Here is an 18,883-nt window from a genome sequence, read left to right as displayed (position 1 = left end):
TGTGGCAACTATGAAAGATGTTGCGCGCCTAGCCGGTGTTTCAACATCCACCGTTTCTCATGTCATCAATCAAAATCGCTATGTCAGCGAAAGTGTGACATTACGAGTCAAAAATGCGATTGAACAACTCAACTATGCTCCATCAGCATTAGCACGTAGTTTGAAAATGAATCGCACCAATACAATTGGTATGTTATTGACGACCAGTAATAACCCTTTTTATGCGGAAGTCGTTCGTGGTGTTGAACGAAGCTGCTATGAACGTGGTTTTAGTTTAATCCTTTGTAATACAGAGGGTGATCTTCAGCGAATGAACCACAGTTTAGAAACGTTATTACAAAAGCGTGTTGATGGTTTATTAATCATGTGTACGGAAGTGCAAGGGCCATCAAAAGAGGTACTTTCTCGTTATCCAGCCGTTCCAACTGTGATGATGGATTGGTCTCCATTCGAATCAGGAGGCGACATTATTCAAGATAACTCTTTCCTTGGCGGTGAAATTGCCACACGTTATTTAATTGATGCTGGATTCACACAAATAGCCTGTATTGCTGGCCCTCAGGATAAATCTCCAGCTCGAGCGCGTTTCCAAGGGTTCATGCAAGCAATGAAACAAGCATCATTAAAGATTCCGGATGAATATATTATTTTCAGTGATTTTGAATTTGCTGGTGGTTTTAATTCAATGAATAAACTGTTGGCACTTGATAATCCCCCGAAAGCTATTTTTGCAGGAAATGACGCGATGGCCGTTGGGGCTTATCAAGCCATTTTTAGCAAAGGTCTTAAAGTCCCTGACGATATTTCAATTATTGGTTACGATGATATCGATCTATCACCTTATATGATCCCGCCATTGACGACGATTCACCAACCAAAGGATGAGTTAGGTAAATTAGCAGTCGATCAGCTTATTTTTCGGATGGATAACCCTGAAGCGGACGCTAATGTTTTAGTATTGACGCCCAAACTTGTTGAGCGCCAATCAGTGAGAAGTAACTAGTTCTTATCGGATGGTTGTGACTTATTCTTTATTAAGTTTTGACCATCGCTTTTTTTCAATAATAAGAACACAAATGCGGAAACCAAGGTAATGACACCAATAGTGATAAAGGTGTAATGAAAATTATCAACGATATTTCCATTTGGTAACCCTTCATAAAAACTCAATATGGCTGCACTCACGGCAATACCAAAACTAATAGAGAGCTGCTGAGTCACCGCAAGCATACTATTTCCCGCACTAGCATTATTATCGGTTAAATCAGCTAAGCAAATGGTATTCATTGCCGTAAATTGCGTTGACATAACCATGCCGAGTACAAATAAAGGTAACACCAATAAATAGATAGACATATTTGGCGTCTGAAGCGAAAACTGAGCGATCATGAAACTAATAATGACGGTGACGGTAAATAATGTTTTGCGATAGCCAAAGCCAGTTAATATTCGTGTTACTGCCGACTTAGCAATAATGGATCCTATTGCCATTGGTGCCATCATCATACCTGCGACGACAGCTTCATAGCCAAATCCAACTTGTAACATTAGTGGCATCAAAAAGGGAATGCTGCCGGTTCCTAACCGAGTGGCAATATTACCGCTAATACCAATACTAAAGGTGCGAGTCTTAAATAAGTTTAAAGGAATAATGGCATGTTTGATTCTTCTAGCGTGGAAGATATATAGGAATAAACAGAAGAACCCCCCTAAAACAATCGCTGCTGGGATATAGCTCGGTAAGGATTTATCACCAAATAAATCGAGACTGACAGATAACATTACAAGGCCAAAACCAAAGAGTATAAAACCAAGAACATCAAACTTACGTTTTGGCATTTTAAAGTCAGGCATCGATTTTAACGCGTATAAAATCCCTAAAACGCCAATAGGAATATTAATAATAAAAATCCAATGCCATGTCGCGTAAGTCACAAGTACCCCACCTAATAGTGGACCTAAAATTGGACCCACTAATCCAGGTATAGTGACAAAGTTTAAGATCGGAAGTAATTCACTACGTGGGTATGCGCGAATTAATGCTAAGCGAGCAACAGGCATCATCATTGCGCCACCAATACCTTGTATAACTCGCGAGATAACTAAAAAAGTTAATGAAGGTGATAAAGCACAGAGAAGGGAGCCAAAGGAAAACAGCGAAACGGCTATAATAAAAATGCGGCGAGTGCCAAATCTATCTGCAAACCAACCACTCACAGGAATAAGCAGTGCGACAGTTAATGTATAACTAACAATCGCTGATTGCATCGCTAGAGGTGAATGATGAAGACTTTTGGCGATATCCGGTAACGCCGTATTAAGAATAGTTGCATCAAGGGCTTGCATGAAAAATGCCATTGCGGCTATCCATGGAAGACCTGACATGCTTTTGGCTGTTTTTAACATCGGTAACCTATTAAAAAATAAAAGTTAAAGCAAACATAGAAAGTTATCGTGTTAGATATTTTTCCCTGTGATAGTTAATAACTTATAGCAGAGATCAAACGCTTTGGCGCTATTACCTTTTATTATGGCATTTGCCAGTTGTTGATGAGTTTCGACTTCAATAACGTCATTTTCAGTAATAGCATCAAAATAAAATTGATAAACAGAACGGAATAAATTGGCAAAAGAAATCAGAAATGGATTTGCACAAGCTTCATATATAGATAAGTGAAAGCGATGATCAACATCTATCCAACGTTGCCTATCAAATTGTTTCGCTAATAATTGCATTTCATTAGCCAATAATTTGAGTAATTTCGTTTGTTCACCTGTGGCATGTTGTGCAGCAAAGTAACAAGCCTGTGGTTCAATTGCGAGTCGCACTACATGGAAATGTTTTATCACAACGTCTTGTTCATCGCTGTTTATCCACCATTTTAGTAGATCTTGATCCAAAAAATTCCAATGAGAGGAAGGCATTACTCTTGTTCCTATCCTAGGGCGAGCAAGTAGCATGCCTTTTGCAGCGAGAATCTTAACGGCTTCTCTTATTGCAGTGCGACTGGCTTGGAATTTGTCAGATAACTCCGCTTCACTCGGTAGTATAGCGCTAGGTAAATACGTTCCTTTCAATATCTCTTGTCCTAGTTGTTCAGCAATGAGATAAGAAAGGTTCTTTTGCGAAGCTGTTTGCTGCTCACTAAATTCCATAATTGATTCCAATACATAACCTTAAGCGATTATATTACGTGAGTTAACGAATAATTGCTGCTGAAATAATCAATTCTACCGCTGTTTTAGTTGAATTTTCACCGTTTTGGTGAAAAAAAGCGCGAACGAAAAGAAAATGCAAAATAAGGGTTGCCAGAATTTTCTGACTCCCTATAATGCGCATCCGTTGTCACGACAAACCGCTTCGGTGGTCAGGTTGAAAAAGAAACCCTCGTGATGACTGAGGTGAAAAAGAGAGAAAAAGTTGAAAATAATCACTTGACTTTCTGACAGAAAAACGTAGTATACGACACCTCGCGACAACAACCTAAACGGTTAATATCGAAAGATAAAGTCGCAACGCTCTTTAACAATTTATCAGACAATCTGTGTGGGCACTCACAGGACACTATCAAAAAAATATTTGATTTTAAGTCTTGAAGAGTGACTAACACGTTAATTCATATATGAAAGAATGTAGTCAGTTTAATTCTTTGAGCATCAAACACTTTTAATTGAAGAGTTTGATCATGGCTCAGATTGAACGCTGGCGGCAGGCCTAACACATGCAAGTCGAGCGGTAACAGGGGAAGCTTGCTTCCCGCTGACGAGCGGCGGACGGGTGAGTAATGTATGGGGATCTGCCCGATAGAGGGGGATAACTACTGGAAACGGTGGCTAATACCGCATAATCTCTAAGGAGCAAAGCAGGGGACCTTCGGGCCTTGCGCTATCGGATGAACCCATATGGGATTAGCTAGTAGGTGGGGTAATGGCTCACCTAGGCGACGATCCCTAGCTGGTCTGAGAGGATGATCAGCCACACTGGGACTGAGACACGGCCCAGACTCCTACGGGAGGCAGCAGTGGGGAATATTGCACAATGGGCGCAAGCCTGATGCAGCCATGCCGCGTGTATGAAGAAGGCCCTAGGGTTGTAAAGTACTTTCAGTCGGGAGGAAGGCGTTGATGCTAATATCATCAACGATTGACGTTACCGACAGAAGAAGCACCGGCTAACTCCGTGCCAGCAGCCGCGGTAATACGGAGGGTGCAAGCGTTAATCGGAATTACTGGGCGTAAAGCGCACGCAGGCGGTTGATTAAGTTAGATGTGAAATCCCCGGGCTTAACCTGGGAATGGCATCTAAGACTGGTCAGCTAGAGTCTTGTAGAGGGGGGTAGAATTCCATGTGTAGCGGTGAAATGCGTAGAGATGTGGAGGAATACCGGTGGCGAAGGCGGCCCCCTGGACAAAGACTGACGCTCAGGTGCGAAAGCGTGGGGAGCAAACAGGATTAGATACCCTGGTAGTCCACGCTGTAAACGATGTCGATTTGGAGGTTGTGCCCTTGAGGTGTGGCTTCCGGAGCTAACGCGTTAAATCGACCGCCTGGGGAGTACGGCCGCAAGGTTAAAACTCAAATGAATTGACGGGGGCCCGCACAAGCGGTGGAGCATGTGGTTTAATTCGATGCAACGCGAAGAACCTTACCTACTCTTGACATCCAGAGAATTTAGCAGAGATGCTTTAGTGCCTTCGGGAACTCTGAGACAGGTGCTGCATGGCTGTCGTCAGCTCGTGTTGTGAAATGTTGGGTTAAGTCCCGCAACGAGCGCAACCCTTATCCTTTGTTGCCAGCGATTCGGTCGGGAACTCAAAGGAGACTGCCGGTGATAAACCGGAGGAAGGTGGGGATGACGTCAAGTCATCATGGCCCTTACGAGTAGGGCTACACACGTGCTACAATGGCGTATACAAAGAGAAGCGACCTCGCGAGAGCAAGCGGAACTCATAAAGTACGTCGTAGTCCGGATTGGAGTCTGCAACTCGACTCCATGAAGTCGGAATCGCTAGTAATCGTAGATCAGAATGCTACGGTGAATACGTTCCCGGGCCTTGTACACACCGCCCGTCACACCATGGGAGTGGGTTGCAAAAGAAGTAGGTAGCTTAACCTTCGGGAGGGCGCTTACCACTTTGTGATCCATGACTGGGGTGAAGTCGTAACAAGGTAACCGTAGGGGAACCTGCGGTTGGATCACCTCCTTACCATTGAAGTGTTCTTGTGAAGTGTTCACACAGATTGTCTGATGAAATAGAGTCAACGGTATCAATAGGCTTGTAGCTCAGGTGGTTAGAGCGCACCCCTGATAAGGGTGAGGTCGGTGGTTCAAGTCCACTCAGGCCTACCAAAATCGAATTAATACTGCGTTATAACTTAGCTCGTTTACCCGCGTAAACGTCGCCAAGTTATGCCTTGTCTAAATTCGATTTGGCTTTTAATTTCTTGATTAAAGAAAAGACGATACTGTTAAACCTGTTATGGGGCTATAGCTCAGCTGGGAGAGCGCCTGCCTTGCACGCAGGAGGTCAGCGGTTCGATCCCGCTTAGCTCCACCATAATACTTTTGAATTATTCAGAATAGATTAGTTATAGTCTATTGCGAATAATTATGCTCTTTAACAATCTGGAACAAGCTGAAAATTGAAACAACGCACATTGTTTATCGCTTAAACAATGTGAGAGTCTCTCAAAAATCTCAACGCGAATGCTGTTTTGTCATGATGGCAACTGTAATGAGCGAGCAGTGTGAAATTCAAGGCGGACAGCGCACAGCAAGCGCAGCGTACATTGGTACGTGAGCATTGCGAGCACTGCCCAACGCAGAAGTTCACCACGCGCAGCCATTACCGGTCAGAACGACACGAAAAGACACCTTCGGGTTGTGAGGTTAAGCGACTAAGCGTACACGGTGGATGCCTAGGCAATCAGAGGCGATGAAGGACGTGCTAATCTGCGAAAAGCGTCGGTAAGGTGATATGAACCGCTATAACCGACGATGTCCGAATGGGGAAACCCAGTGCAATTCGTTGCACTATCGTTTGATGAATCCATAGTCAAACGAGGCGAACCGAGGGAACTGAAACATCTCAGTACCTCGAGGAAAAGAAATCAACCGAGATTCCCCTAGTAGCGGCGAGCGAACGGGGAGCAGCCCAGAGTCTTAATCAGCATCAGCATCAGGAGAACGGTCTGGAAAGTCCGGCAGTAAAGGGTGATAGCCCCGTATCCGAAGGTGTTGGTGTTGTGAACTCGACGAGTAGGGCGGGACACGTGTTATCCTGTCTGAATATGGGGGGACCATCCTCCAAGGCTAAATACTCCTGATTGACCGATAGTGAACCAGTACCGTGAGGGAAAGGCGAAAAGAACCCCGGCGAGGGGAGTGAAATAGAACCTGAAACCGTGTACGTACAAGCAGTGGGAGCACCTTTTAGGTGTGACTGCGTACCTTTTGTATAATGGGTCAGCGACTTATATTCTGTAGCAAGGTTAACCGTATAGGGGAGCCGTAGGGAAACCGAGTCTTAACTGGGCGAATAAGTTGCAGGGTATAGACCCGAAACCCGGTGATCTAGCCATGGGCAGGTTGAAGGTTGGGTAACACTAACTGGAGGACCGAACCGACTAATGTTGAAAAATTAGCGGATGACTTGTGGCTGGGGGTGAAAGGCCAATCAAACCGGGAGATAGCTGGTTCTCCCCGAAAGCTATTTAGGTAGCGCCTCGTGAACTCATCTTCGGGGGTAGAGCACTGTTTCGGCTAGGGGGTCATCCCGACTTACCAACCCGATGCAAACTACGAATACCGAAGAATGTTATCACGGGAGACACACGGCGGGTGCTAACGTTCGTCGTGAAGAGGGAAACAACCCAGACCGCCAGCTAAGGTCCCAAAGTTATGGTTAAGTGGGAAACGAAGTGGGAAGGCTCAGACAGCCAGGATGTTGGCTTAGAAGCAGCCATCATTTAAAGAAAGCGTAATAGCTCACTGGTCGAGTCGGCCTGCGCGGAAGATGTAACGGGGCTAAACCATGCACCGAAGCTGCGGCAGCGACATTTAGATGTTGTTGGGTAGGGGAGCGTTCTGTAAGCCTGTGAAGGTGTGCTGTGAGGCATGCTGGAGGTATCAGAAGTGCGAATGCTGACATAAGTAACGATAATGCGGGTGAAAAACCCGCACGCCGGAAGACCAAGGGTTCCTGTCCAACGTTAATCGGGGCAGGGTGAGTCGACCCCTAAGGCGAGGCAGAAATGCGTAGTCGATGGGAAACAGGTTAATATTCCTGTACTGGTGATAATTGCGATGGGGGGACGGAGAAGGCTAGGCTGGCCGGGCGACGGTTGTCCCGGTTTAAGGATGTAGGCAGGTGAATTAGGCAAATCCGGTTCACTATATGCTGAGGTCTGATGACGAGTCACTACGGTGGCGAAGTAGCTCATGCCCCGCTTCCAGGAAAAGCCTCTAAGCTCTAGATTATCATTAATCGTACCCCAAACCGACACAGGTGGTCAGGTAGAGAATACTCAGGCGCTTGAGAGAACTCGGGTGAAGGAACTAGGCAAAATGGTGCCGTAACTTCGGGAGAAGGCACGCTGGCGCTAGGTGAAGTCCCTCGCGGATGGAGCTGAAGCCAGTCGCAGATACCAGCTGGCTGCAACTGTTTATTAAAAACACAGCACTGTGCAAACACGAAAGTGGACGTATACGGTGTGACGCCTGCCCGGTGCTGGAAGGTTAATTGATGGGGTTATCCGTAAGGAGAAGCTCTTGATCGAAGCCCCAGTAAACGGCGGCCGTAACTATAACGGTCCTAAGGTAGCGAAATTCCTTGTCGGGTAAGTTCCGACCTGCACGAATGGCGTAATGATGGCCAGGCTGTCTCCACCCGAGACTCAGTGAAATTGAACTCGCTGTGAAGATGCAGTGTACCCGCGGCAAGACGGAAAGACCCCGTGAACCTTTACTATAGCTTGACACTGAACATTGAGCCTTGATGTGTAGGATAGGTGGGAGGCTTTGAAGTGTGGACGCCAGTCTGCATGGAGCCAACCTTGAAATACCACCCTTTAATGTTTGATGTTCTAACGTGGCCCCATTATCTGGGGTGCGGACAGTGTCTGGTGGGTAGTTTGACTGGGGCGGTCTCCTCCCAAAGAGTAACGGAGGAGCACGAAGGTTGGCTAAGCATGGTCGGACATCATGCGGTTAGTGCAAAGGCATAAGCCAGCTTGACTGCGAGAGTGACGGCTCGAGCAGGTACGAAAGTAGGTCTTAGTGATCCGGTGGTTCTGAATGGAAGGGCCATCGCTCAACGGATAAAAGGTACTCCGGGGATAACAGGCTGATACCGCCCAAGAGTTCATATCGACGGCGGTGTTTGGCACCTCGATGTCGGCTCATCACATCCTGGGGCTGAAGTAGGTCCCAAGGGTATGGCTGTTCGCCATTTAAAGTGGTACGCGAGCTGGGTTTAGAACGTCGTGAGACAGTTCGGTCCCTATCTGCCGTGGGCGTTGGAAGATTGAAAGGGGCTGCTCCTAGTACGAGAGGACCGGAGTGGACGCACCACTGGTGTTCGGGTTGTCATGCCAATGGCACTGCCCGGTAGCTAAGTGCGGAAGAGATAACCGCTGAAAGCATCTAAGCGGGAAACTTGCCTTGAGATGAGTCTTCCCTGACTCTTTAAGGGTCCTAAAGGAACGTTTAAGACTAAGACGTTGATAGGCTGGGTGTGTAAGCGTAGCGATACGTTGAGCTAACCAGTACTAATGAACCGTGAGGCTTAACCTGACAACACCGAAGGTGTTTTAGAGAGAACGTTGTGAAGCGCACACAGAGTGCGAGAAATTAGCTTGTTCAAGATTGCTGTTCTGGTTGGTGCAAGCCGACGGGAACGAAAATCGAATTTGTCTGGCGGCAATAGCGCGGTGGTCCCACCTGACCCCATGCCGAACTCAGCAGTGAAACGCCGTAGCGCCGATGGTAGTGTGGGGTCTCCCCATGTGAGAGTAGGGAACTGCCAGACATCAAATTAGTGAGAAAGCCACCCGATGGGTGGCTTTTTTGCGTTTGGGGGATGTGATACCGTTTTATCATCCTTCTGCCTTACTGTCACCACCAAACACCAACCCCATCCCCGGTACTTCCTCACCAATCCTGCACCAGCGAACCGCATATTGATAGCCAATACATTGAGTAGAGATAAAGGAATGGCTCACTATTCGACTTATTTTCATGGTTGATACTATTTTATAGGATGACTGGTGTTTATTTTTATGAATCGCAATCGGTATCTAAATAACATCATGGTTTAGATCGCTTTATCATACTGAGTACTCGATATCCATCTCATCAACTTATAGGTAAATAACTCGCTAGCTTATAAGCTCTGGCCTCAGAGGCTGTCAAATAGCGGTAGAGGTCATTGACGACCTTTAGCTCATTCTTGTTAAGGATGGTTTTTTATTATTCTGACCATAATAGAAGGAGACGAATATTTATTGAGTATCGATAATAATTTAGCGATCTATAAGTAAGTTTTAACACTTTAACAATTAAATTTTTGAAAATTAATTAATTTAAAGAATGAATCAGTCGTTTAAAGCGTTTTTTTCTGCATTTTTTATTAAAATACGACAACTAATAATATCAATAAAATCAACTCATAAAGTAAAAGTCATCCAGTTTATTGATCTTATGACATTTCTGCTTGCTGCTCTTATTCTTTCTTTAATTTAAAGATAATACCCTATAAAAATAGATAACTAATGTTAAATTGATGTTGCAAAAAGTTAAATATATACTACTAATAAGTAACTTAACTCGGTGTTACGAAAGATTTTTACTACGCACAATATGTTCTCATTTATTAAGGTGGGAAAAATGAAAAATATAAGATCAGCCAATAGCCAGATATTCAGCCATATTGTGGCTGTTAGTAAGCAAAAAGAGCATGAGTTTAATAATGGGCAGGATGGTGCAGTTATTCTATCTTTACTTGTTATGTTTTTTACGCCCTTTTTGTTGCTCAATGAACTACGTAAATTGCTACACATTGATTATAGTTTAGTCTCTATAGTTGGAATTTTGGCTATCAGCGCTGCTTTGGCAGCTATGTTGTATAAGACGTTTAAGATTGGCCGTAAATTTGCTAATAAAAAAACCGTATTAGGTAATCTATTATCAATGTATATTCCGAATAATAAAAATGAGTTTGAAAATTTAAAAATAGAATCAAAAAATAATCCTGCTAATTTTCTTGAACAAGTGAGTGAATGGGTTCAAATAGAAAAAGCCACTTATTCTAAGTAACTAATTATTTTTAACGACAATACGCCACGTTATAAAATTTAGCTAGCTGATAAAAAAGCGGCTCATTATGAGCCGCTTTGCTTATTGTCTATCTTTCTAGGGTATTGGGTTTCTATATCGTTAGTGTGATTTACCTTGTTCGATACCTAAACCAATTTGTGAACGAACAAATTGCTCTCTGAAACGTTCTTTTTCCATTTTTCCTTGTTCTGAGTTATCAGTTACAGAGAATAGCCATGAAGCGACAAATGCAACGATCATAGAGAAAAATGCAGGGTATTCATAAGGATAAACTGGTTTTTCATGATGTAGGATGCTGACCCAAATTGTCGGCCCTAAAATCATCAATATAACCGCTGTCAGTAGGCCAAGCCATCCACCCGCTAAGGCTCCACGTGTCGTTAAGTTTTTCCAATACATGGAAAGTAGAATAATCGGGAAATTACAGCTTGCCGCGATAGAGAATGCGAGTCCTACCATGAAGGCGATATTTTGATTCTCGAATAAAATACCTAAGCCGATAGCGACAAACCCTAAAATGACGACAGTGATTTTAGAGACACGTAGCTCATCTTTTTCATTCGCTTTACCATTTTTTATTGCCATTGCGTAAAGGTCATGTGAAACGGCAGAGGCGCCAGCAAGAGTTAATCCTGCTACAACGGCTAATATGGTGGCAAATGCGACGGCGGAAATAAAGCCGAGAAAGAAGTTTCCTCCAACAGCGTTTGCAAGGTGTACTGCCGCCATATTGGTGCCGCCGATCAGTTTACCTGCTGCATCTTTAAATTCAGGGTTTGCACTGACAAGTACAATCGCACCGAAGCCGATAATAAAGGTTAAAATATAGAAGTAACCAATAAAACCAGTAGCATAGAAAACACTCTTACGTGCTTCTTTTGCATCGCTGACCGTAAAGAAACGCATGATGATATGAGGAAGGCCCGCTGTACCGAACATCAATGCTAAGCCAAGTGATAACGCAGATATAGGATCAGAGACTAATCCCCCTGGGCTCATAATAGAAAGGCCATTACCATGTATTTCTACCGCTTCTTTAAATAGCGTGTTGAAATTAAAGCCAACATGTTTCATAACCATGATAGCCATGAATGTTGCGCCTGATAATAATAGGATTGCCTTGATAATTTGCACCCATGTTGTGGCAAGCATCCCGCCAAACAGAACGTATAGCACCATTAAGATCCCGACAATAACGACGGCAATGTGGTAATTTAAACCAAACAATAGTTCAATCAGTTTTCCTGCACCAACCATCTGAGCAATAAGGTAAAGTGCAACAACGACCAGTGAACCGACAGCAGATAAAATCCGTATTGGTCTTTGTTTTAGTCGATATGAGGCTACGTCAGCAAAAGTATAACGACCGAGGTTACGTAAGCGCTCAGCAATGAGAAACAGAATAATTGGCCAACCGATTAAGAAACCGATGGAATAGATTAATCCATCATAGCCTGAGGTATACACAAGCGCAGAAATGCCTAAGAAGGATGCGGCGGACATAAAGTCACCCGCGATAGCCATACCATTTTGGAAACCGGTAATTTTACCGCCAGCAGTATAGTAATCCGAACGAGAGCGAGTTCTTTTTGATGCCCAATAAGTGATATAGAGGGTGAATCCAACGAATAACAAGAACATGATAATGGCTTGGATATTCACAGGCTGTCGCTCAACATCGCCTGTCAGCGCATCTGAGAATGCGGCTGAAGAGGCAAAAAGTAGGATAAGGGGAATAATTTTTATCATTTTTGCACCTCTTTTAGGATTTCAGCCGTTAAGCGGTCATATTCACCATTTGCCCGAATAACATATAGGCCAGTTAACAGGAAAGAGATGACGATGAGCCCTACACCAACAGGTATACCTCGCGTGATATAAGAGCCTTCAGTGATAGGTGTTCCAAGCCAACTTGGGTTAAATGCAATAAGAAAGATAAAACCGACATACAATATTAGTGTGATAGCTGACAACAACCATGAAAATCGACCACGTTTCCTTACCAATTCTTTAAAACGAGGGTTATTCTCTACCTCTTGATAAGCAGTAGCATTCATCAGAGTTCTCCTCTGTTATCGTCTTATTGGAATGTATGTAAGGTCGCCATAAAGGCGACCCTCAGGCTTATGACATACTCATTGATTGTTTTTCTTCGAGTAGTTTTTCGACAACACCTGGATCTGCCAGTGTGGAGGTATCTCCTAAGTTACTGGTATCACCGGATGCGATTTTACGTAGGATACGGCGCATGATCTTACCGGAGCGGGTTTTCGGAAGCGAATCCGTCCAGTGTAGAACATCTGGCGTCGCGATTGGGCCGATTTCTTTACGTACCCAGTTACGGACTTCGGTATACAGCTCTGGTGAAGGTTCTTCCCCTGAAATTAAGGTGACATAAGCGTAGATCGCTTGCCCCTTAATGTTATGTGGGATGCCGACAACGGCAGCTTCTGCAATTTTCGGGTGTGCGACTAATGCCGATTCAATTTCAGCGGTACCTAAGCGGTGACCAGAAATATTCAATACATCATCTACACGACCGGTGATCCAGAAATAGCCGTCTTCATCTCGACGAGCCCCATCACCACTAAAATACATACCTTTAAACGTTGAAAAATAGGTTTGTTCAAAGCGCTCATGGTCACCATATAAGGTACGAGCCTGACCAGGCCATGAGTCAACAATAACTAGGTTACCTTCTGTCGCACCTTCTAGCGGTTCTCCTAGGTTATCGACAAGAGCAGGACGAACACCAAAGAATGGTAATGTTGCTGAGCCAGGTTTTAGCATTGTTGCACCCGGAAGCGGAGTGATCATAAAGCCACCCGTTTCGGTCTGCCACCATGTATCAACGATTGGACAGCGGCTATCACCAATTTTCTTATAGAACCATTCCCAAGCTTCTGGGTTGATAGGTTCGCCTACAGACCCAAGGATACGCAATGAACGACGATGAGTGCCTTCAATAGCTTTATCGCCTTCAGCCATGAGAGCACGGATAGCGGTTGGAGCAGTATAAAGAATATTAACGCTGTGTTTATCAACTACTTGGCTCATACGGTTTACAGCAGGGTAGTTAGGTACACCTTCAAACATCAAGGTTTTTGCACCATTAGATAATGGACCATATAGCAGGTAGCTATGGCCTGTTACCCAACCTACATCGGCAGTACACCAATAAACCTCACCAGGGTGATAGTCGAAAGTATATTTAAACGTCAGTGTTGCATAGACTAAATAGCCGCCTGTTGTATGCAGAACCCCTTTAGGTTTACCTGTTGAACCCGAGGTATACAGAATAAATAGCGGGTCTTCGGCATTCATTTCTTCAGGTGGACAGTCTGCACTGACACCTTTCGTTACGTCATGCCACCATAGATCACGCCCTTCTACCCAACTCGGTACATTTCCGGTACGACGGTAGACAATCACGTTTTCAACGGTTGTGACGTTTGGATTGGTTAATGCATCGTCAACGTTTTTCTTCAGCGGTATAGCGCGACCAGCACGTAAGCCTTCATCCGCTGTAATGATGAGTTTTGCCTTACAGTCGATAACACGGCCTGATACCGCTTCTGGGGAGAAGCCTGCAAAAATAACCGTATGAATTGCACCAATGCGAGCACAAGCGAGCATGGCGACTGCGGCTTCAACGACCATCGGCATGTAAATCGCGACCACATCGCCTTTACGAATACCTTGCTGTTTCAACACATTAGCGAACTGACTTACATCATGATGCAGTTCTCGATAAGTGATATTTTTTGATTGGGAGGGGTCATCACCCTCCCAAATGATGGCGGTCTGATCGCCTTTATCTGCCAGATGGCGATCTAAACAGTTAGCGCTTAAGTTAAGGGTGCCATCTTCAAACCAGCGAATGCTGATATGGCCAGGATCGAAGGAGGTGTTTTTTACTCGGGTATACGGCTTAATCCAATCAACAACCTTCCCTTTCTCTCCCCAAAACTTTTCTGGGTCTTGAATAGAGAGTTGATACTCATTGTTGTACTGTTGCTCGTTTATCAGGGCATTTTCTGCAATTTCAGCAGGAACGGGATGCTTAGTTATTTGAGTCATATTTTTATCTCCTTGCAGATGTTAATACTATGTCAAAAAATGGTTAACTAAAGCAGGAAATATAAATTTGTTTTTCTTTTGAGTGGGAGATCACGTATTAATTGTAATGAATTTAACAGGATTATCATTTGATGCGAAATCGCCAATTGGATTAATCATCTAATTATATGTGAAAAGGTAAAATTAAAGAAAAACAAAGTAGGGTGATATTGGTATTAGTTGCTAAATAAATCACCAATGATAGTTGATGAGAAAGACCATATAAACATCATGGGTTTGATAATGATTTTCATTAACAGTAAAATAACTATAATTAAGATTGATTCACAAGGTGTGAAGTTTATGAAGTGTATACCCTATGTGTCTTGGTACTGAGTGAGAGATATAGAGGTATATGTCAACAAGTCACTGGAGACAAATACAATGAGCTATACATTACCTGCTTTACCTTATGCTTATGATGCGTTGGAACCACATTTTGATAAGCAAACCATGGAAATCCATCATACTAAGCATCATCAAACGTATGTGAACAACACTAATGCTGCGTTAGAAAAATTACCGGAACTCGCTAACTTAGACATCGACGATCTGATCCAACAATTGGATAAAGTTCCTGCTGATCAACGTACTTTTGTTCGCAACAATGCTGGTGGGCACTCAAACCATACTTTGTTCTGGAAAGGCCTGAAATTAGGTACTGAGCTTGGTGGCGAGCTGAAAGCGGCTATTGAGCGTGATTTTGGTAGTGTTGATGCATTCAAAGAGCAGTTTGAAAAAGCAGCTGCTTCTCGTTTCGGTTCCGGTTGGGCATGGCTAGTACTGAAAGATGACGGCAAACTGGCTATCGTTTCTACCGCTAACCAAGATAGCCCTCTGATGGGTGAAGCCATTTCTGGTACTTCAGGCTACCCAATCATTGGTCTGGATGTATGGGAACACGCTTATTACCTGAAATTCCAAAACCGTCGCCCTGACTACATCAAAGCATTTTGGTCTGTAGTGAACTGGGATGAAGCGGCTAAACGCTTCGCTGAGAAAACCAAATAATTTACTTATTTGATTCACAACTTATCTGGCGTAGCTCTTTATTTTAAGGGCTGCGCCTTTTTGTTTTTTAGCCTCTTCTTTTCCCTACCAATCTCAGTATTGTCTCGTTTTAATTTTTTTTGTTTTATTCATAATCAGTCTCATCAATACGGCTAATATATTGATATTCTATTTCATCTGGTGTCTATAAAGTGAATGGCGGATAATGATAAATAAAGAACATAAAGGAAATGAAATGGCGAATGATATGGTAATGGGAATAGACCTCGGTACGAGTAATAGTGCTGTCAGTTTGTGGATTGAGGGAAGAGCCGTTTTAATACCGAATAAGCAAGGCGATGTTTTGACTCCGTCAGTTATCGGCCTTGATGATAATGAACAGATATTGGTCGGTAAATCAGCTCAGAAACGTTTGCAAAGCCATCCCCATCTCACTCAAGCCAGTTTTAAACGCTTTATGGGCACTAACGCGGAATTATCACTAGGCACTCAAACTTTTCGAGCCGAAGAGCTCTCTGCATTATTGCTACGTCAATTAAAAGAAGATGTTGAAGCTTGGCTTGGCTATGCCGTTAAGGATGCGGTGATTACGGTTCCTGCCTATTTTAATGATGTGCAACGACGTGCAGTGAAAACAGCAGGACAATTGGCTGGGCTCAATGTTTTAAGGTTATTGAATGAGCCTACTGCGGCATCCCTTGCTTTTGGTCTTCTTGAAAATAAAGAACATAAATATCTCACATTTGACCTCGGTGGTGGCACGTTTGATGTTTCAATCATTGATATGTTTGAAGGTGTGATTGAAGTCTGTGCGAGTAGTGGTGATGTTCGACTAGGCGGAGATGATTTCAGTGAAGAAATTTATCAATGGATGTTAAAACAGCATCCCGCCCTTAAAGAAGTCCAAGCTGAGATACGCGCTCCCTTACTTGAACAAGCCGAAGCATTAAAAATAGCGCTGAGCAAAGGCGGAGAAGCCTCCGTCTCTTTACGTTGGAATGAACAAGATTGGCATTGGACGATGACGGAGCAAATGCTAACGACATGTTGTCAGTCATTATTAACTCGTTTACAGCAACCTATCTTACAAGCCTTGCATGATTCACGTTTCACCCTTAATGACCTCGATGATATTTTGCTCGTGGGAGGTGCAACCCGCATGCCTCTGATCCGACAAACTGTCGCTCGTCTATTTGGTCGTTTTCCTCGTCATGACCTCAATCCTGATGAAGCAGTTGCGTTGGGGGCGGGAGTTCAAGCAGGTATGGTGATGGCTGATACCGCTCTTGATGATGTTATTTTAACCGATGTGATGCCATTTTCTTTGGGTATTGAAACGTCAAAAAGAAATGGAGCCTATTATGAGTCAGGTTATTTTTTACCTTTAATTGAGCGAAATACCTTCTTACCTGTGAGCAAGATGCAAACCGTTAGCACGGTTGAAGATAACCAAAAAATTATTCTATTAAAGATTTATCAAGGGGAAGCGCGTCGTGTCCAAGATAACGTCTTTTTGGGTGAAATGACGATTGATATCCCTCAGAAGCCTGCCGGAGAAGTGGATATTGATGTCCGATTTACCTATACCGTTGATGGATTACTCGAAGTTGAGTGTCGTTATCAAGGTAACCCCGAGGTATTTCGGTTATTGATAGAGAAAGTGCCGGGGCAAATGAGTGAACAACAAATCGAACAAAGCTTATTAAAAATCGCAGATTTAAAACAGCACCCACGAGATAGAAAAGAGAATCGCATACTATTGTCACGCTGTGCTCGGTTGTATGAATTTTTGCTGGGTGAAGATCGTTATTGGATGGATCAAGTAACGACGGAGTTTGAAAGGGCTCTTGATAGCCAAGATTTACGCCGTATCGCCGCTATTCGTCAGCAAGTGGAACAATTTTTGAGTCGTTATGAGGGAGACTCGCATTAATGAGTATTTGGCAAACATTGGGGATTGAGCAAACAAACGATGAAAAGGAAATTCGTCGTGCTTATGCACGGCAGGTAAAAAAATATCGACCCGATAGCCACCCTGAAGAGTATCAACAATTACGTGAAGCTTTTGAGGAGGCAAAAAGATATGCCGCTTACGCTATTGATGATGAATCTATCGCTGATGAATATGCGAAAGAGCAGGCGAATATAGACATTGATGTGCCTCATTTAGAAAGCCTCTTATATCAAGAATCAGTTAATGAAGACGCGGTTAATGATGATGAACAACAACTGCTAGAACAGCCTGAAATTCGGATGACTTATCCATTTTCAGATAGATTGTTAGATGACGATCAACCATCGGTCAATGAATTACCTGTTGTTGAAATACCTTATACCCAAGAGTTAATTGATTGGCTTGCGAAGCTGTTTATTATTGATGAAAAAGCCGCAAAACGTGAATTAGTCGAATTGTGGGAAAATGTCTCTCAAAAAGGCAGTTTGCAAACACAGCAGCGATTTCATCAAGATTTTGCATGGGCATTATCAGCGCAAGAAGGTTTAACCGAAGCCATTGTGGAACATGTTTCGTCTCTATTAGGCTGGCGGCTGGATGAATATAACTCAGAGCAAATTATTCCGTTTTATATTCAAAACGCATTAACTGAACAGCTACGCCAAACCGAGGTGGCTCGGGCATGGAAACAGTGTCAGGTTGATGCTGTTCATGGCGATTATGTGGTTGCCGAATCCATGCGTATACTGACGAGTCAAAGTGAGAAAGTCTCTTTTAAAGTCCGTTTGATACCCGAGCTCATTCCGCAGATAGAGCAGCAGGTGTCTCAGCTGACGAATGAGTATCCTGAGTTAAAAGAAAAGTTTAATCCCGCGGTATTATCATTTATTAAACAACGGCGAATAGCGCTCAATTGGCGTGGTATCTTTTTATGTGTATTTTGGGGGCTACTATTAAATGTGATAGGCGCTAAACCCGACGTGAGTGTAGGCATCACGCTCGCAGTCACTGTGGTCATGATATATTACTTATTTTTTAGTGATTATATTATGTTTTGGTTTCATGCGAGATCAAAAAAGGGATTTACTCTCTTCCTCATGAGTGACTTTTTGATTAGCTTGGGGGTGCTAGCCATCTTTGTTATCACCTTCTTTGGTATTGCTCGCGAATTGATAGTCGGTTTAAATATAGGGCCTGCACAAGGTGCGCAAGCCATGGTCATTTTTATCCTTATGGGGCTTTTATGGTATGCATGGCCGAGAGATCAGCCCGCTTTACGCAGACCAAGTATGATGATGTATCGTCTATTGGTTAGCCCATGGTCACTGCTACAGTGGTTTAAGTTTTCATGGTTTTCATTGGTTTGGTTAGTGGTTCTCTATATTATTTGTTATAAAACAATGTTTGAGATATTGGCGTTCTATACTGAGTTTTTCAAGGTAGGGTAACAGCCTATATCTCG

The 18,883-nt window shown here is 43.5% G+C and carries 11 protein-coding genes, 2 tRNA genes and 3 rRNA genes; 10 read left to right on the top strand and 6 right to left on the bottom strand.

Features of this window, described 5'->3' with window-relative positions:
- Position 1 precedes the first annotated feature (1 nt).
- Positions 2-1,003 carry a ribose operon transcriptional repressor RbsR gene (rbsR, locus tag O7C57_RS19885; protein ID WP_167520906.1) on the top strand — a complete coding sequence of 334 codons (1,002 nt, stop codon included), beginning with the start codon at positions 2-4 and terminating at the stop codon, positions 1,001-1,003.
- On the opposite strand, the gene mdtD is transcribed toward rbsR, so the two are convergent.
- Together mdtD and O7C57_RS19875 are read right to left on the bottom strand one after the other, a co-directional pair.
- Positions 1,000-2,406 carry a multidrug transporter subunit MdtD gene (gene mdtD / locus O7C57_RS19880; protein ID WP_154625041.1) on the bottom strand — a complete coding sequence of 469 codons (1,407 nt, stop codon included), beginning with the start codon at positions 2,404-2,406 and terminating at the stop codon, positions 1,000-1,002. The two genes, rbsR and mdtD, sit on opposite strands and share 4 nt — an antisense overlap.
- A gap of 51 nt (positions 2,407-2,457) precedes the next feature.
- A complete protein-coding gene (locus O7C57_RS19875; protein WP_154625042.1) occupies positions 2,458-3,156 on the bottom strand; it encodes a FadR/GntR family transcriptional regulator in 699 nt (232 codons plus the stop codon).
- A 512-nt stretch (positions 3,157-3,668) separates the two neighbouring features.
- Between O7C57_RS19875 and O7C57_RS19870 the strand changes: the two genes are divergently transcribed.
- From O7C57_RS19870 to rrf, 5 genes are all read left to right on the top strand, one after another.
- A 16S ribosomal RNA gene (locus tag O7C57_RS19870) occupies positions 3,669-5,208 on the top strand.
- A gap of 66 nt (positions 5,209-5,274) precedes the next feature.
- A tRNA-Ile gene (locus O7C57_RS19865) sits at positions 5,275-5,351 on the top strand.
- 132 nt (positions 5,352-5,483) lie between these two features.
- A tRNA-Ala gene (locus O7C57_RS19860) sits at positions 5,484-5,559 on the top strand.
- Between the two features lie 330 nt (positions 5,560-5,889).
- A 23S ribosomal RNA gene (locus O7C57_RS19855) occupies positions 5,890-8,795 on the top strand.
- Between the two features lie 119 nt (positions 8,796-8,914).
- Positions 8,915-9,030, top strand: a 5S ribosomal RNA gene (rrf, locus tag O7C57_RS19850).
- Together the 16S, 23S and 5S rRNA genes with 2 tRNA genes alongside form the textbook arrangement of a ribosomal RNA operon.
- A 67-nt stretch (positions 9,031-9,097) precedes the next feature.
- Here rrf and O7C57_RS19845 read toward each other — a convergent pair.
- The gene (locus O7C57_RS19845) at positions 9,098-9,241 is read right to left on the bottom strand and encodes a hypothetical protein (RefSeq protein WP_163860460.1); all 144 of its coding nucleotides are present in this window, start codon (positions 9,239-9,241) and stop codon (positions 9,098-9,100) included.
- A gap of 646 nt (positions 9,242-9,887) precedes the next feature.
- Here O7C57_RS19845 and O7C57_RS19840 point away from each other — a divergent pair.
- Complete coding sequence (locus O7C57_RS19840) at positions 9,888-10,316, top strand: hypothetical protein (protein WP_154635690.1); 429 nt, start codon at positions 9,888-9,890, stop codon at positions 10,314-10,316.
- Between the two features lie 120 nt (positions 10,317-10,436).
- Here the strand turns inward: O7C57_RS19840 and actP are convergent, their stop codons facing one another.
- The 3 genes from actP to acs form a co-directional block, all read right to left on the bottom strand.
- Positions 10,437-12,086: a cation/acetate symporter ActP gene (gene actP, locus O7C57_RS19835; RefSeq protein WP_154621866.1), complete on the bottom strand. Its 1,650-nt coding sequence runs from the start codon at positions 12,084-12,086 to the stop codon at positions 10,437-10,439.
- Positions 12,083-12,394, bottom strand: coding sequence for a DUF485 domain-containing protein (locus O7C57_RS19830; RefSeq protein WP_154621865.1), 312 nt, complete (start codon positions 12,392-12,394; stop codon positions 12,083-12,085). Before O7C57_RS19830 ends, actP begins: the two co-directional genes overlap by 4 nt.
- A 67-nt stretch (positions 12,395-12,461) precedes the next feature.
- On the bottom strand, positions 12,462-14,417 hold the full coding sequence (acs, locus tag O7C57_RS19825) for an acetate--CoA ligase (RefSeq protein WP_154621864.1): 1,956 nt from the start codon (positions 14,415-14,417) through the stop codon (positions 12,462-12,464).
- 423 nt (positions 14,418-14,840) lie between these two features.
- On the opposite strand from acs, the gene sodA reads away from it, so the two are divergent.
- From sodA to O7C57_RS19810, 3 genes are all read left to right on the top strand, one after another.
- Entirely contained in the window at positions 14,841-15,467 is a 627-nt protein-coding gene (gene sodA, locus O7C57_RS19820; RefSeq protein WP_154621863.1) for a superoxide dismutase [Mn], read from the top strand.
- Between the two features lie 235 nt (positions 15,468-15,702).
- The gene (locus O7C57_RS19815; RefSeq protein WP_154621867.1) at positions 15,703-17,400 is read left to right on the top strand and encodes an Hsp70 family protein; all 1,698 of its coding nucleotides are present in this window, start codon (positions 15,703-15,705) and stop codon (positions 17,398-17,400) included.
- Positions 17,400-18,869 (top strand): DnaJ domain-containing protein, encoded by a 1,470-nt coding sequence (locus O7C57_RS19810; protein WP_251464827.1) that lies wholly within the window; start codon positions 17,400-17,402, stop codon positions 18,867-18,869. Before O7C57_RS19815 ends, O7C57_RS19810 begins: the two co-directional genes overlap by 1 nt.
- Positions 18,870-18,883: the final 14 nt, after the last annotated feature.

The sequence above is a fragment of the Providencia sp. 21OH12SH02B-Prov genome, assembly GCF_027362595.1.
GTDB lineage: Bacteria > Pseudomonadota > Gammaproteobacteria > Enterobacterales > Enterobacteriaceae > Providencia > Providencia zhejiangensis.
Note: the sequence above shows the minus strand (reverse complement) of the source record. Positions and strands in the feature narration are given on the sequence as shown.